This is a genomic window from Glaciihabitans sp. dw_435 (assembly GCF_018449675.1).
In the GTDB taxonomy this organism is placed as follows: domain Bacteria; phylum Actinomycetota; class Actinomycetes; order Actinomycetales; family Microbacteriaceae; genus Glaciihabitans.
This window is the reverse complement of sequence record NZ_JAAVUZ010000011.1, coordinates 50,643-63,621: the sequence shown is the minus strand read 5'-3', so window position 1 is coordinate 63,621 and position 12,979 is coordinate 50,643. Positions and strand designations below refer to the sequence as shown.

The following is a 12,979-nucleotide window of genomic DNA, read 5'->3' as shown; positions in this document are numbered from 1 at the left end:
AGGGCGTTTCTTCCCTGAAAGTCTGCCGATCATCCCCGTAATTGCGCGGATTGGGGCGGTGGAGGGAAATGGAGGAGATTTCCAGAATCTGACCCGTTTTTGGGCACAAAAAAAGGCCGACCCGGAGGGGTCGACCTGTTTTTGAGGAGTTTAGGGAGCGAAGTGGTGTTTCGCGCCTCCCACGAAGCTGGCTACTCGCGATCATCCTGACGCTTGTCCCACCGGTCGTTGATGCCCTGCATGAACGACGTCGACGACGATCCCGTGGATCGGTCGGTGCTGACGGGCGGGGTGAATCCCGATGATTTTCGGGGCGGGGCTACCGCGATCAACACGCCGGCGAACATCACCGCAAATCCCAGGACGCCCACGAGGGGCTGACGAATAACCACACCCGCAACGAGTGTGGCGATCCCGAGAACGCCGACAAGGATGCCGACAACGAGAATCGTGTAATTGGGCTTGCCTCTACGAGGCGTAACGGTAGCGACGAAGTCAGCATCATTGTGATAGAGGCTGCGCTCCATCTCTTCCAGGAGGCGCTGTTCTTGCTCGGAAAGTGGCATCCTGTTCCCCTCAGGTCTGGGATTGACGCGGTGTAAGCCTCAATTGTATGCCTGCGCGCGTAGCTAGGCTAGGAGCGTGCCTGTGAGTACCCGGTTAGTTGACCTTGTCCAAGCCCGCGTGGACGCGTTCCTCGTCGAGCGTTCGCCCCTCGCTGCGTCCATCGCGCCCGAATTGGAGACCCTCGTCGACTACTCGGCGGACCTCCTCCAGGGAGGCAAGAGATTCCGCGCTCTCTTCTGTTACTGGGGATGGCAGGCGGTGGGAGCAGGCCGGGGTGACTTCGACCCCATGGCCGAGACGGACACACCCGCGGATCTGAACGCGGTCGTCACCGTGGCATCCGCTCTCGAGGTGTTCCACGCCGCCGCGCTCGTTCACGACGACATCATGGACAATTCGGATACCCGCCGCGGCAAGCCGGCCGCACACCGACGCTTCGAATCGCTGCATCGCGAGAACGCGTGGGCGGGCAGCCCGCTCGGATTCGGCCAGTCGGCGGCATTGCTTCTGGGCGACCTGCTGCTCGGCTGGAGCGACGAACTACTGGATGAGGGGCTGCGGGAACTGGGCGACCGCGCGTCGGCAATCGCCGCACGCGCCGAGTTCATGCGCATGCGCACCGAGGTAACGCTTGGTCAATACCTCGACATCCTCGAGGAGAAGTCCTGGATCAGCCACCCCGAAACGGAGCTGCTGTCCCGCGCTCACCGGGTCATCGTCTTCAAGTCGGCGAAGTACAGCGTCGAGGCACCGTTGGCGATCGGCGCAAGCCTTGGCGGAGCGACACCGGAGCAGGTCACCGCCCTGCGGGAGTTCGGCCTCCCCCTCGGCATTGCCTACCAACTCCGCGACGATCTTCTCGGAGTCTTCGGCGATCCGGAGATCACGGGTAAGCCCGCTGGCGACGACTTGCGTGAGGGAAAGCGCACAGTACTTATTGCGTTGGCGCGCACCAAGCTGCCGGGCAACGTGCGCCGGCTGCTCGATGAACTCCTCGGCGACGATGAGCTGGACGGTCAGCAAATCCGGATGCTGCAGGACGCGATCCGTGATTCCGGCGCGATCGACCACGTCGAGCGCATCATCGACCACAACGTGGCGCAGGCACGCGCGGCCCTCGAGGATGCTCCGCTGACCTCGGCGGCCCGCGACCAGCTGCTGCAGCTGACGGACACCGTCACGCGCAGGATCGCGTAGTTAGAAGCCGAGCGCCTGGGCTACGCGACGCACCTCGGCCTTGCGACCGTGCTTCAGCGCATCGATGGGACTCGTGCCGAGGCTGTCCTCGGTGGACAGAAGCCAGCGCATCGCCTCTTCGTCGGTGAAACCGCTGTCACCCAGGACAACGATCGTTCCCCGCAGGTCTCCCAGCGGCTCGTTGCCATTGATGAAGTCAGCCGGAACCTTCCAGACGCCGTCAAGGCGCAGGGCAAGCAGAGCGCGGTCCTCGATGAGTCTGCGCACCTGGCTGACCTTGAGGTCGAGAGCGGTGGTGAGGTCGGGGATCGTGAGCCATTGCACATCGGGATAGTCAGACACGGGTTAATCCTTTCATGTCGCGGCCCAAAAGCCGGTATCCAATCCCCTGCCGTGTCAAATGTTTCGAACATGTTAACTGCAACCCCAACAGCCCCTGTGATTGACACTCATACACATCTGTGTCAGTTTTGGACAGTAGCCACGCCGGGCTTGGCGTGCACAGTTCTCGGGGCCGGGAGCAAGACTGGGGAACATCTATGACTAATTTCTATGACCACGAACACACCGCAGCTCGATCGCCGCTCGCCGGACTCGTTCCGACGCGCCTGCAGGCTCAGGATGCCGCGGCGAACCGCGACGTCGGATCACGCGAGCGAAGCCGCTTCGTGAAGAACATGTACAACACCGTGCCCATCGTTCTCGTCGGGTCGATGGCCCTCGCGGGAATGGGTTTCACGGGGACCGTCGAGTCCACCGCGACCAAGCGCCCCATCAAGCCGAAGTCGGAAACCGCCGAGCTGGGCAGCGTCGCGAAGAACTCGATCAAGAACGCCCTCGCCGCCGCGAACAGTGCGACCCAGCCGGAGGCCGACATCGAAGCGGCCGGCTCTATCGAGGTTGCATCCACAGCGCCCAGCACGTACCGCGTCAAGGGCGGCGACACCGTCAGCGGTATCGCTGGCAAGTACGGCCTCTCCACCGCATCCGTGCTCGCGATGAACGGCCTCGGCTGGAAGTCAGTGATCTACCCCGGACAGGTTCTCAAGCTGTCAAAGACGGCAGCGGTGCCCACCAAGACGGTGACAGCGAAGCCGACGACGGCAAAGCCCGCCACGGCGACCGCGGTGTCCGCAGGGTCCACCCGGTACACCATCCGCAAGGGTGACACCATCTCCAACATCGCCAAGAAGTTCGGCGTCGCTACAGCGGCCGTACTCAGCGCCAACGGCCTTGCGCTGTCAAGCATCATCTACGCGGGCAAGACACTGACAATTCCGGGCAAGGGCGCGACGGTTGCACCCGTCAAGACCGCGCCGGTGAAGGTTACGCCCGTCGTGGTGACGAAGCCCGTGACATCCACCCCCACAACGGCGGCGGGAACCAAGTACACGATCAAGTCGGGTGACACCGTCACGAGCATCGCCAAGAAGTTCGGCGTGACAGTGCAGTCGATCCTGTCGGGCAACGGCATGACCGCTTCGACGATCATCTATGCCGGTCGCGTGCTCACCATCGGCGGGGCGGCTGCGTCGTCCGGCTCCACCGGGTCGACCGGTGGCGGAACCACGATCGCGCCCGCCGGCACCGGCACGCGCGTCACGCCGCTCAGTCCCGAGATGAAGACCAACGCGACGATCATCACCCGCGTGGGACAGCAGCTGGGCGTGCCTGACTACGGCATCGTCATCGCGCTGGCCGCGGCGATGCAGGAATCGACGCTGCGCAACATCGACTACGGCGACCGGGACTCGATTGGACTGTTCCAGCAGCGCCCGAGCGCTGGTTGGGGAACGAACGCCAAGCTTCTGGATCCTGTCTACGCGGCACGCCTGTTCTTCGGCGGGCCGACGAACCCCAACAAGGGAAACACCCGCGGCCTGCTCGACATCAAGGGCTGGCAGTCGATGACCGTAACGCAGGCCGCGCAGGCAGTGCAGATCTCTGCATACCCGAACGCGTATGCAAAGTGGGAAGACTCCGCGAGAGCTTGGTTCACCGCTCTAAAGTAATCGCGCGCGTCGCCGTGTTCCGACGGATTCTGGCTCGACAAGAACCTACAATCGAACGGTGACAGGCAATAGTACGGACCCGATGGTTGGTCGTCTTATCGACGGCCGCTACCAGGTCCGCTCGCGGATCGCGCGTGGCGGAATGGCAACCGTGTATCTGGCGACCGATCTGCGACTCGAGCGTCGCGTTGCCATCAAGATCATGCACAGCCATCTGGCCGACGACAGCCAGTTCAAGGAACGCTTCATCCAGGAGGCCAGGTCCTCGGCCCGGTTGGCCCACCCGAACGTCATCAACGTCTTCGACCAGGGCCAGGACAGTGATACCGCCTACCTGGTGATGGAGTATTTGCCGGGCATTACCCTGCGCGACCTCCTGCAGGAGCATGGCAAGCTCACGACGGAGCAGACGTTCGACGTGCTCGAGGCCGTGTTGTCGGGGCTCTCCGCCGCACACAAGGCCGGAATCGTGCACCGCGACCTCAAGCCCGAGAACGTCATGCTCGCCGACGACGGTCGCATCAAACTTGGTGACTTCGGACTGGCGCGCGCCGTCAGCGCGAACACCGCCACCGGCGCCGCGCTTCTCGGTACCATCGCCTACCTCTCCCCCGAGCTCGTAACCCGCGGGGTGGCGGACGCCCGAAGCGACATCTACGCGGTCGGCATCATGATGTACGAGATGCTGACCGGCGAGCAGCCCTACAAGGGCGAACAGCCCATGCAGATCGCGTACCAGCACGCCAACGACACGGTACCGACGCCGAGCAGCAAGAACCCCAAGATCCCCGCGGAGCTCGACGAGCTGGTGCTGTGGGCTACCGAGCGGGACCCGGAGAAGCGTCCGCGTGACGCGCGGGTCATGCTCGATCAGCTGCTCGCGGCGCAGTCCATTTTGCAGTCCGACAACTCGACCGGCTCCACCGTTGCCCTGCGCACGATGGTTCTGCCGACGGCGCAGGATGCGAAGCCGTCCAACGATGCCACCCAGGTGCTTCGTCCGGTCGCCCGTCACCGCACGGGTCCCGTCGTCCCCGACAGCGCCACCACGCTGACCCTGCGCTCGAAAAAACGTCGTGCCCGCGGCTGGTGGCTCTTTGTACTCGTACTCCTTCTCGCCGGTGGTGCAGCCGGCACCGGCTGGTACTTCGGAGCGGGTCCAGGTTCCCAAATCAAGGTGACGGACGTCGCGGGCAAGAGTATTGCTGGCGCGACCGCTGCGCTCGAGGACGATGGTTTTGTCGTCAGTGGCACCAACGGCACTGCCTTCTCCACCAGCGTCGTCAAGGGCGACGTCGTCGAGACGAAACCGGTCTCGGGAACCGTCGTCGTCAAGGGCGAGAAAGTTCAGCTCCTGGTCTCCCAGGGGCCCGAGCAATTGCCGGTACCGGCTCTCATCGGCAAGACGGAAGCCGAGGCGAAGAAGGCAATCGTCGCGGCCCGCTTCACCGTGTCGGAGACTCCGTCCAAGTTCCAGTACTCCAAGTCCGCGAAAGACACCGTCATTGGAATGCTGAGCGCGTCGGGCAAGGCCCTGAAGGCCGGCGCGAAGTACAGCGACCAGCAGCCGATCCAGCTGATCGTGTCATCCGGTCCCGTGCCCAATGTTGTTGGCCTCACGCTCGAAGCCGCGCAAGCGAAGTTGAAAGATGTCGGTCTGATCGGCGAGGCGGGATCGCAGTCCTACAGCGATTCCATCGACGAAGGAAAGGTCATCAAGATCGACCGCGACACGTCGCAGGTTCTCACCCCGGGTACGACGCTGCAGCTGACGATCTCCCGGGGTCCTCAGCTGATCCAGATTCCCAGCATCATCGGAAAGACCTGGTACGAGGCGAAGACGATCCTGAAGGATGCTGGCTTCACCAACCTCAACTACAACTCCATCGCCGACACCGCGCCCGGCCTCGCTAAGGTGCAGAACGTTGACCCGGGCATTGGCAAGAGCGTGACGAAGGACACCGAGATCTCGATCTCGTTCACCATCTAACGCCGCGCCCGTCGGCCATCGGCCGCGCGCAGCGCAGACAGAAGAGACCTCATACCCATGGGTACGAGGTCTCTTCGTGTTCGGCGGGTATTACTTCTTGATTGCCAGTTCCTCGGCGACAAGGAAGGCAAGCTCCAGCGACTGCATGTGGTTCAGGCGGGGGTCGCACAGCGACTCGTACCGGGTCGCAAGGGTGGCCTCGTCGATGTGCTCGGATCCGCCGAGGCATTCGGTGACGTCGTCACCGGTGAGCTCGATGTGGATTCCGCCCGGGTGGGTTCCCGCGGCACGGTGGGATTCAAAGAAGCCATTGACCTCATCCACGACATCGTCGAAGCGACGCGTCTTGTAGCCGGTGGCCGTCGTCAGTCCATTGCCATGCATCGGGTCGGACACCCACAACGGAAGAGCGTCGAAACTCTTGATTGCCTCAAGCAGCGGCGGAAGGGCATCCCGCACCTTGCCTGCACCCATGCGGGTGATGAACGTCAGACGCCCGGGCTCGCGGTTGGGGTCGAGCTTGTCGATGAGGCGTTCCATGTCATCGGCGGATGTCGACGGGCCGAGCTTGACGCCGATCGGGTTGCGAACGCGACTGAAGTAGTCGACGTGCGCACCGTCGAGGTCGCGCGTGCGCTCCCCGATCCAGAGGAAGTGGGCGGAGGTGTTGTACGGGGTGCCGGTGCGGGAGTCGATGCGCGTCATGGGGCGCTCGTAGTCCATGAGCAGGCCCTCGTGGCTTGCGTAGAACTCGACGCGCTTCAGCTCGTCGAAGTCGGCGCCGGCCGCCTCCATGAACTTGATGGCCTTGTCGATCTCGCCCGCCAACTTCTCGTACGCGTGGTTGGCCGGGTTGGCGGCGAAGCCCTTGTTCCAGCTGTGCACCTGGCGCAGGTCGGCGAAGCCACCCTGCGTGAAGGCGCGGACGAGGTTGAGCGTCGAGACAGCGGTGTGGTAGCCCTGCACCAGCCGGCGCGGGTCCGCGGTGCGGGACTCGGGGGTGAAGTCGTATCCGTTGACGATGTCGCCACGGTAGGCAGGCAGCGTGACATCGCCGCGCGTCTCGAGGTCGTTGGACCGCGGCTTGGCAAACTGCCCGGCCATGCGTCCCATTTTGATGACGGGCATCGACGCACCGTAGGTCAGTACGACAGCCATCTGCAGAATCGTCTTAACACGGTTGCGGATCTGCTCCGCCGTCGCTCCGGCGAACGTCTCGGCGCAGTCGCCACCCTGCAGCAGGAAGGCTTCACCGCGCGCGGCGGTCGCAAGACGGTCGCGAAGGATGTCGACCTCACCGGCGAACACCAGGGGCGGGAGCGTCGCGATCTCGGCACTTGCCGCACCGACTGCCTCGGGGTCAGGCCAGTTCGGCTGCTGCTTGACCTCGAGCGTGCGCCAATAGTCGAGTCCGGCAATCACCTGAGGATCGGCAAGAACGACGGCTTCGGACGGGTCTGACACGGAGTTTCCTTTTTCACGGTGAACAAGCAGAACGGGAGAACTGAGCCTCGCAAGGCCCCAACGATCGAGCCTAGCGGAGCGGAAAGTCCGTCACCGGTTCTGGCTCGTCGCCTTCTCCTTGACCGAGGAGGCATAGACGTCCACATACTCCTGACCGCTGAGGCGGTTCAGTTCGTACATGATCTCGTCCGTGATGGAACGGAGCACGAATCGATCGCCCTCGAGCCCCTGGAAGCGGGAGAAGTCGAGTGGCTCACCAAAGATGATGCCGATGCGGCGCACCTTGGGAATCCGGCGGCCGGCGGGCATGACCTTCTCCGTGTCGACCATGGCAATCGGGATAACGGGAGCGCCGCTTTCCAGAATCATGCGGGCGACGCCCGTACGACCCCGGTACATCTTTCCATCGGGGCTGCGCGTGCCCTCCGGGTAAATGCCCAGCTGCTCGCCGCGGGACAGTACCGAGAGTCCGGTATTGAGGGATGCCTCGGAGGCCTTGCCGCCCGTGCGATCGATCGGCAGCATTCCCGTGCCCTTGAAGAACAGCTTGGTCAGCCAGCCCTTGATGCCCTTGCCGGTGAAGTATTCACTCTTCGCGAGGAAGGAGATGGGGCGGTCGAGCACCAGGGGAAGAAACACCGAGTCGATGAACGAGAGGTGATTGCCGGCGAAGATCACGGCACCATTCTTCGGAATGTTCTCGCGTCCCACGATCCAGGGGCGGAACACCGTCAACAGAAGAGGTCCAGCGATCAGATTCTTGGCGAACCAGTACAACAATGTAGCCTCCAGCCGATCCGTCTACTCTAACGCGGCAGCGGCGGAACCACGGTGCCACGCGCAGTGTCGGCGTGGATGCGGGCGAGGTCGGCGGCGCCGACCACTCCCGCGTTGTTGACGAGTTCTGCGATGGCGAACTCCGGCTCCGGGTGGTAGCCACGCGCCGGCAGGTGGGCGAAGTAGGCCTCGCGCACGGGATCCAGCAGCAGGTCGCCGGCGACAGCCACTCCCCCGCCGAAGACGAAGAGCTGGGGGTCAAGCACGGCGCTCAGCGAGGCGCAGGCCTGTCCGAGCCAGGAACCGAGCTCGCGCAGCGCGTGCAATGCTCCTGCGTCGCCCGCGGCGATGAACTGTCCGACAATCTCGCCGGTGAGCACGCCGGCCTCGGTTCGCGCGTCGGCGAGGGCCTTGCCGATTCCGCCGACATCGGCGATCTCGTTCGCCATGCGCAACAGGGCGCGTCCGGAACCGTACTGCTCGATGCATCCCCTCGCCCCACACCCACACGGAAGCCCATCGGGCACAACGCGCAGGTGACCGATCTCGGCGCCGGCGCCGAATCCGCCGCGGAAGAGACGGTCGCGCGTGACGATCGCCCCACCGACACCGGTGCCGATCGTCAGCATTGTCATGTCACTGACGAGACGGCCTGCCCCGAAACGGAACTCGGCCCACCCGGCGGCGTTTGCATCATTGTCGATTGTGATGTCCAGGTCGAGGCGCTCGGCAAGGTGCCGCTGGAACGGCTCATTACGCCAGTTGATGTTCGGCGCGTAGTACACGGTGGACTGGGCCGCGTCGATGAAACCCGCCGCGGCAACTCCCGCCGCGATGACCTCTTCGCCCCCGGCCAATCGCTTCACCATCGCGACGACTGCGTCAACGATCGCTGCGGGATCTCCCGCGGGAGTCGGCTCACGGTGTTCGCGGATGATCTCGCCCTGATCGGAGACCAACGCTCCCGCGATCTTGGTTCCGCCGATGTCTATTCCAATTGCATGCACGATTGTCGAGTTTAGTTATTGTTCTGGTCCACCGGTTGCCGAAGTCCACCTCAGGTTTCGAATGGGGAGGTTAGAGTGGGTGCAATGTCCGCCCCGGTGCCAAAGGAGTTACCGTGAAGCAAATAGACGCGCCCGCGCTCGTCGAGGCCGATCCGAACGCGAACGCAACGGATCTCCTGATCGATCGCGTCACCGAAACACCCGATCTCGCTCTCTTCGCGCGGCCAACGGCGGCCGGCGGATGGACGGATGTCACTGCCATCGAGTTTCTCACGCAGGTGCGCGCCCTCGCCAAGGGTTTCGTCGCCGCGGGTATCGAACCCGGCGACAAGATCGGCCTCATGTGCAAGACCCGCTACGAGTGGACCCTCATCGACTTCGCCGCGTGGTTCGCCGGCGCCGTTCTCGTTCCCGTGTACGAGACAGCCTCCCCCTCGCAGGTGCAGTGGAACCTCGAGGACTCCGGGGCTATCGCGATCATCACCGAAACCCCCGACCACTTCGCGCGCTTCGACGAGGTGCGTGCGGACCTCCCTCTCGTGCGCAGCTCCTGGACTGTCGACGGACTCGACCGGCTCGTGGCATCCGGCACCGGCGTATCCGACGAGGAGATCGAGAGTCGTCGCACGCTCGCCAAGGAGTCGGATGTCGCGACGCTGATCTACACCTCGGGAACCATGGGCCGTCCCAAGGGCTGTGTTCTCACGCACTCCAACTTTGTGGAGCTGGCGAGGAATGCCACGCTGTCGATCCCCGAGGTCATCCACCCCGGATCATCCACCCTGCTGTTCATCACGACCGCGCACATTTTCGCCCGGTTCATCGCGATCCTCAGCGTTCACGGCGGCGTGAAGGTCGGGCACCAGGCCGACACGAGCCGTCTGCTCGAGTCGATGGCGTCGTTCAAGCCCACGTTCCTGCTCGCGGTGCCGCGCGTCTTCGAGAAGGTCTACAACTCGTCCGAGCAGAAGGCCGAGGGCGGCGGGAAGGGCAAGATCTTCCGTCGCGCGGCCGAAGTCGCGATCGCCCACTCGAAGGCGCTCGACGAGGGCACGGTGCCGCTGGCACTGAAGCTGCAGTTCGCCCTGTTCGACCGGCTCGTGCTGAGCAAGATCCGTGCAGCGCTCGGGGGTCGTGTCGTGTACGCGGTGTCGGGTTCCGCACCCCTCGGCCTGCGTCTCGGACACTTCTACCGCAGCCTTGGGCTGACGATCCTCGAGGGCTACGGCCTCACGGAGACCACCGCTCCGGTGTCGGTCAATGTGCCGTCGAACTTCAAGATCGGCAAGGTGGGCCCGCCCCTTCCCGGGGTGTCGGTGCGCATCGCGGCCGACGGCGAGATCCAGACCAAGGGCGTCAACCTCTTCGCGGGCTACTGGAACAACGAGAAGGCGACCGCGGAAGCGTTTGACGGCGAGTGGTTCCGCACCGGTGATCTCGGCGAACTCGACGACGACGGCTACCTCACGATCACGGGTCGCAAGAAGGAGATCATCGTCACGGCAGCGGGCAAGAACGTCGCTCCCGCGGTGCTCGAAGACCCGATTCGCGCCAACCCGATCATCGGCCAGGTCATCGTGGTCGGGGATCAGAAGCCGTTCATTTCCGCACTCATCACCCTCGACCCGGAGATGCTCCCGGTCTGGCTGAACAACAACGGCGAGACTGCGTCCCTGTCGCTCACCGAGGCAGCGACGCACCCGAAGGTCATCGCCGAGATTCAGCGGGCGGTGGATGCCGCCAACAGCCTCGTTTCGCGGGCCGAGTCCATCCGCAAGTTCCAGATCCTGCCGGTCGAGCTAACCGAGGCAAGCGGACACCTGACGCCGAAGCTCAGCATCAAGCGCAACGTGATCGTCGCGGACTTCGCGGATGCCATCACCGCGATGTACGCGGTTGCGCCCGAAACCCACGGTCAGTCACTGGTGCACTGAGCACCGCCGCGCGAGACGCGGGTCGCCCTAGTACCAGGGCGACTCGCGGATCGCGCGCATTGCTTCGCGCTTGACCTCGGGCTGCAGCCCCTCGATGTAGAGGTGCCCGTCCAGGTGGTCGGTCTCGTGCTGCAGCGCCTGCCCCATGAGGCCGTCGCCGCTGAGCTCCACCGGGTTGCCGTCGAGGTCCACGCCGGTCACCCGGGCGAAGGGGTAGCGCAGTCGGGGGAAGAAGAAACCCGGCACGGAGAGGCATCCCTCGTCCACCAGTTCGGGTTCTCCCTGCACCTCGGCGAGGACGGGGTTGAGGATGTAGCCGATCACGCCATCAACGTTGTAGCTGAACGCGCGGGAGCTGACGCCGATCTGATTGGCGGCGAGCCCGGCCCGTCCGGGGACGGCCACCGTCTCGAGCAGGTCGTCCACCAGGTCGGTGACACCGCGGGATCCCAGCACAACGGGGTCGCACACCGACCGCAGTACCGGATCACCGAAGAGGCGAATCTGTCGTTCAGTCATTGCGGTGCGTCCTGTCAATCTCGATCGGGAAGAACATGGGGCGTGCGGATGCCTCGCGGCGCGACCCAGGCGGTGCCACGCTCGCCCCACGGGGCGAACGCCTTACAGAGGTTACGCGTCGCGACGGACGGGAAGCCCCTCGACGACCAGCGCGGCGAGCTCGCGGGCGGCGTCCTTGGTGAGTTGCTTGAGGTCCTTGTAGCTCACGACGGAGCCCGCTGCCAGCTGCGGGTCATACGGAATGCGCACGATCTCGCGAACGCGCGACTTGAAGTGGGCCTCGATCTCCTCGAGCTTGACGAGGTTGGTGCCCTGCGTGGCGGTGTTGAGGGCGACCACCGCGTTGCGCACGAGGTCGCCGTACCCGTTTGCCTCGAGCCACGTCAGCGTCTCTGACGCAAGGCGGGCCTCGTCGACGCTGCCGCCCGAGACGATGACAACGGAGTCTGCCCGCTGCAGGGTCGCGCGCATTACGGAGTGCACAATGCCCGTTCCGCAGTCGGTGAGGACGATCGAGTAGTACCGAGCCGCGAGGTCGGCCACGACGTTGTAATCGTTCTCGTCGAACGCCTCGGAGAGCATCGGATCGGTGTCCGACGCGAGGATGTCGAGCCGCGTTTCGTCGCGCGATACGAGAGTCGTGAAGTCGGTGAAGCCGCCGATGGAGGGGGCACGGGTGACGACGTCCCGCACTGTCGACCGCGTCTGCTTGTTGACGCGCTCCGCCAGCGTTCCGCGGTCGGGGTTGGCGTCGACGGCGATGATGCGGTCCTCACGCACGTCGGCGAGGGCCATTCCGAGAAGGGTGGTGACGGTGGTCTTTCCCACTCCGCCCTTGCGGGTCAGAACGGGAACAAACCGTGCGCCGCCCTCGAACTCACGCTCGATGCGCAGATCGACGGCCTTGCGGGCGCGGTACACCGCGGAATCGCCGAGGTTGATGGTGTGGAAGCTGATCGCGTAGACGAAGCTGGGCCAGCGTCCCTGGGGCGCGGGTCGGCGACGACCCTTGGGCTCGAGGAGCCGCTCTGCCGTGAGCATTGCCGCCGACTCGGGCACCTCGGATACCTCACCCCGCAGGCGGTCGCGACGCGTATAGGCGTGGTCGTTGCCGGGAAGCTCCGGGATGACCCGCTGTTGCTGTTCCGGCTCTGCCTCGGGCACCACGACCGCGGCAACGGAGATCGACGTGGTTCCCGGTGCCGACACGTCGACGAAGCCGGGATTGACGGTGACCTCGTCGATGGCGACCGCTGCCTCGTCCTCCGGCGTCGAGTGCACGGTGGCGGGGAGATCGACGGTGACGGTGGGGACGACGACGTCGTCGTCGAACTCCTCATCGTCGACAGGCACCACCTGAGTCGATGGAACCGCGCGTTCGGAAGCGGCCGCGGCTGCTTCCGATTCGAGGAGCTGCCCTGCGCTCTCCTCGTTGTTGCGTTCGTTATCCAAGACGGCCGTACCTTTCGGTGATGTATACAGGGTTCCCAGTTTACCGCTGCCCCAGATTTT

Annotated in this window: 11 protein-coding genes; 4 read left to right on the top strand and 7 right to left on the bottom strand. The window is 64.5% G+C overall.

Annotated features, from left to right (window positions below; genetic code table 11):
* Positions 1 to 191: 191 nt before the first annotated feature.
* Complete coding sequence (locus HB677_RS13975) at positions 192 to 566, bottom strand: DUF3040 domain-containing protein (protein ID WP_213816340.1); 375 nt, start codon at positions 564 to 566, stop codon at positions 192 to 194.
* Between the two features lie 76 nt (positions 567 to 642).
* On the opposite strand from HB677_RS13975, the gene HB677_RS13970 reads away from it, so the two are divergent.
* Positions 643 to 1,764 carry a polyprenyl synthetase family protein gene (locus tag HB677_RS13970; RefSeq protein WP_213816339.1) on the top strand — a complete coding sequence of 374 codons (1,122 nt, stop codon included), beginning with the start codon at positions 643 to 645 and terminating at the stop codon, positions 1,762 to 1,764.
* On the opposite strand, the gene HB677_RS13965 is transcribed toward HB677_RS13970, so the two are convergent.
* Positions 1,765 to 2,106 (bottom strand): Rv2175c family DNA-binding protein, encoded by a 342-nt coding sequence (locus HB677_RS13965; RefSeq protein ID WP_213816338.1) that lies wholly within the window; start codon positions 2,104 to 2,106, stop codon positions 1,765 to 1,767.
* Between the two features lie 197 nt (positions 2,107 to 2,303).
* On the opposite strand from HB677_RS13965, the gene HB677_RS13960 reads away from it, so the two are divergent.
* Together HB677_RS13960 and pknB are read left to right on the top strand one after the other, a co-directional pair.
* The gene (locus tag HB677_RS13960; RefSeq protein ID WP_255546623.1) at positions 2,304 to 3,776 is read left to right on the top strand and encodes a LysM peptidoglycan-binding domain-containing protein; all 1,473 of its coding nucleotides are present in this window, start codon (positions 2,304 to 2,306) and stop codon (positions 3,774 to 3,776) included.
* A 58-nt stretch (positions 3,777 to 3,834) separates the two neighbouring features.
* The gene (gene pknB, locus HB677_RS13955; protein ID WP_213816337.1) at positions 3,835 to 5,766 is read left to right on the top strand and encodes a Stk1 family PASTA domain-containing Ser/Thr kinase; all 1,932 of its coding nucleotides are present in this window, start codon (positions 3,835 to 3,837) and stop codon (positions 5,764 to 5,766) included.
* A 90-nt stretch (positions 5,767 to 5,856) separates the two neighbouring features.
* Here pknB and HB677_RS13950 read toward each other — a convergent pair whose 3' ends face one another.
* From HB677_RS13950 to HB677_RS13940, 3 genes are all read right to left on the bottom strand, one after another.
* Positions 5,857 to 7,230: a class II 3-deoxy-7-phosphoheptulonate synthase gene (locus tag HB677_RS13950; RefSeq protein ID WP_374193823.1), complete on the bottom strand. Its 1,374-nt coding sequence runs from the start codon at positions 7,228 to 7,230 to the stop codon at positions 5,857 to 5,859.
* Positions 7,231 to 7,320: 90 nt separating this feature from the next.
* Positions 7,321 to 8,010, bottom strand: a complete 690-nt coding sequence (locus tag HB677_RS13945; RefSeq protein ID WP_213816336.1) for a 1-acyl-sn-glycerol-3-phosphate acyltransferase — start codon at positions 8,008 to 8,010, stop codon at positions 7,321 to 7,323.
* 26 nt (positions 8,011 to 8,036) lie between these two features.
* Entirely contained in the window at positions 8,037 to 9,014 is a 978-nt protein-coding gene (locus HB677_RS13940; RefSeq protein ID WP_213816335.1) for an ROK family glucokinase, read from the bottom strand.
* Positions 9,015 to 9,127: 113 nt separating this feature from the next.
* On the opposite strand from HB677_RS13940, the gene HB677_RS13935 reads away from it, so the two are divergent.
* Positions 9,128 to 10,948, top strand: a complete 1,821-nt coding sequence (locus HB677_RS13935) for a long-chain fatty acid--CoA ligase (protein ID WP_213816334.1) — start codon at positions 9,128 to 9,130, stop codon at positions 10,946 to 10,948.
* A gap of 27 nt (positions 10,949 to 10,975) precedes the next feature.
* Here HB677_RS13935 and HB677_RS13930 read toward each other — a convergent pair whose 3' ends face one another.
* Together HB677_RS13930 and HB677_RS13925 are read right to left on the bottom strand one after the other, a co-directional pair.
* Positions 10,976 to 11,467 carry a peptide deformylase gene (locus HB677_RS13930; RefSeq protein WP_213816333.1) on the bottom strand — a complete coding sequence of 164 codons (492 nt, stop codon included), beginning with the start codon at positions 11,465 to 11,467 and terminating at the stop codon, positions 10,976 to 10,978.
* A 111-nt stretch (positions 11,468 to 11,578) separates the two neighbouring features.
* Entirely contained in the window at positions 11,579 to 12,919 is a 1,341-nt protein-coding gene (locus HB677_RS13925) for a MinD/ParA family protein (RefSeq protein WP_213816332.1), read from the bottom strand.
* Between the last annotated feature and the right edge of the window lie 60 nt (positions 12,920 to 12,979).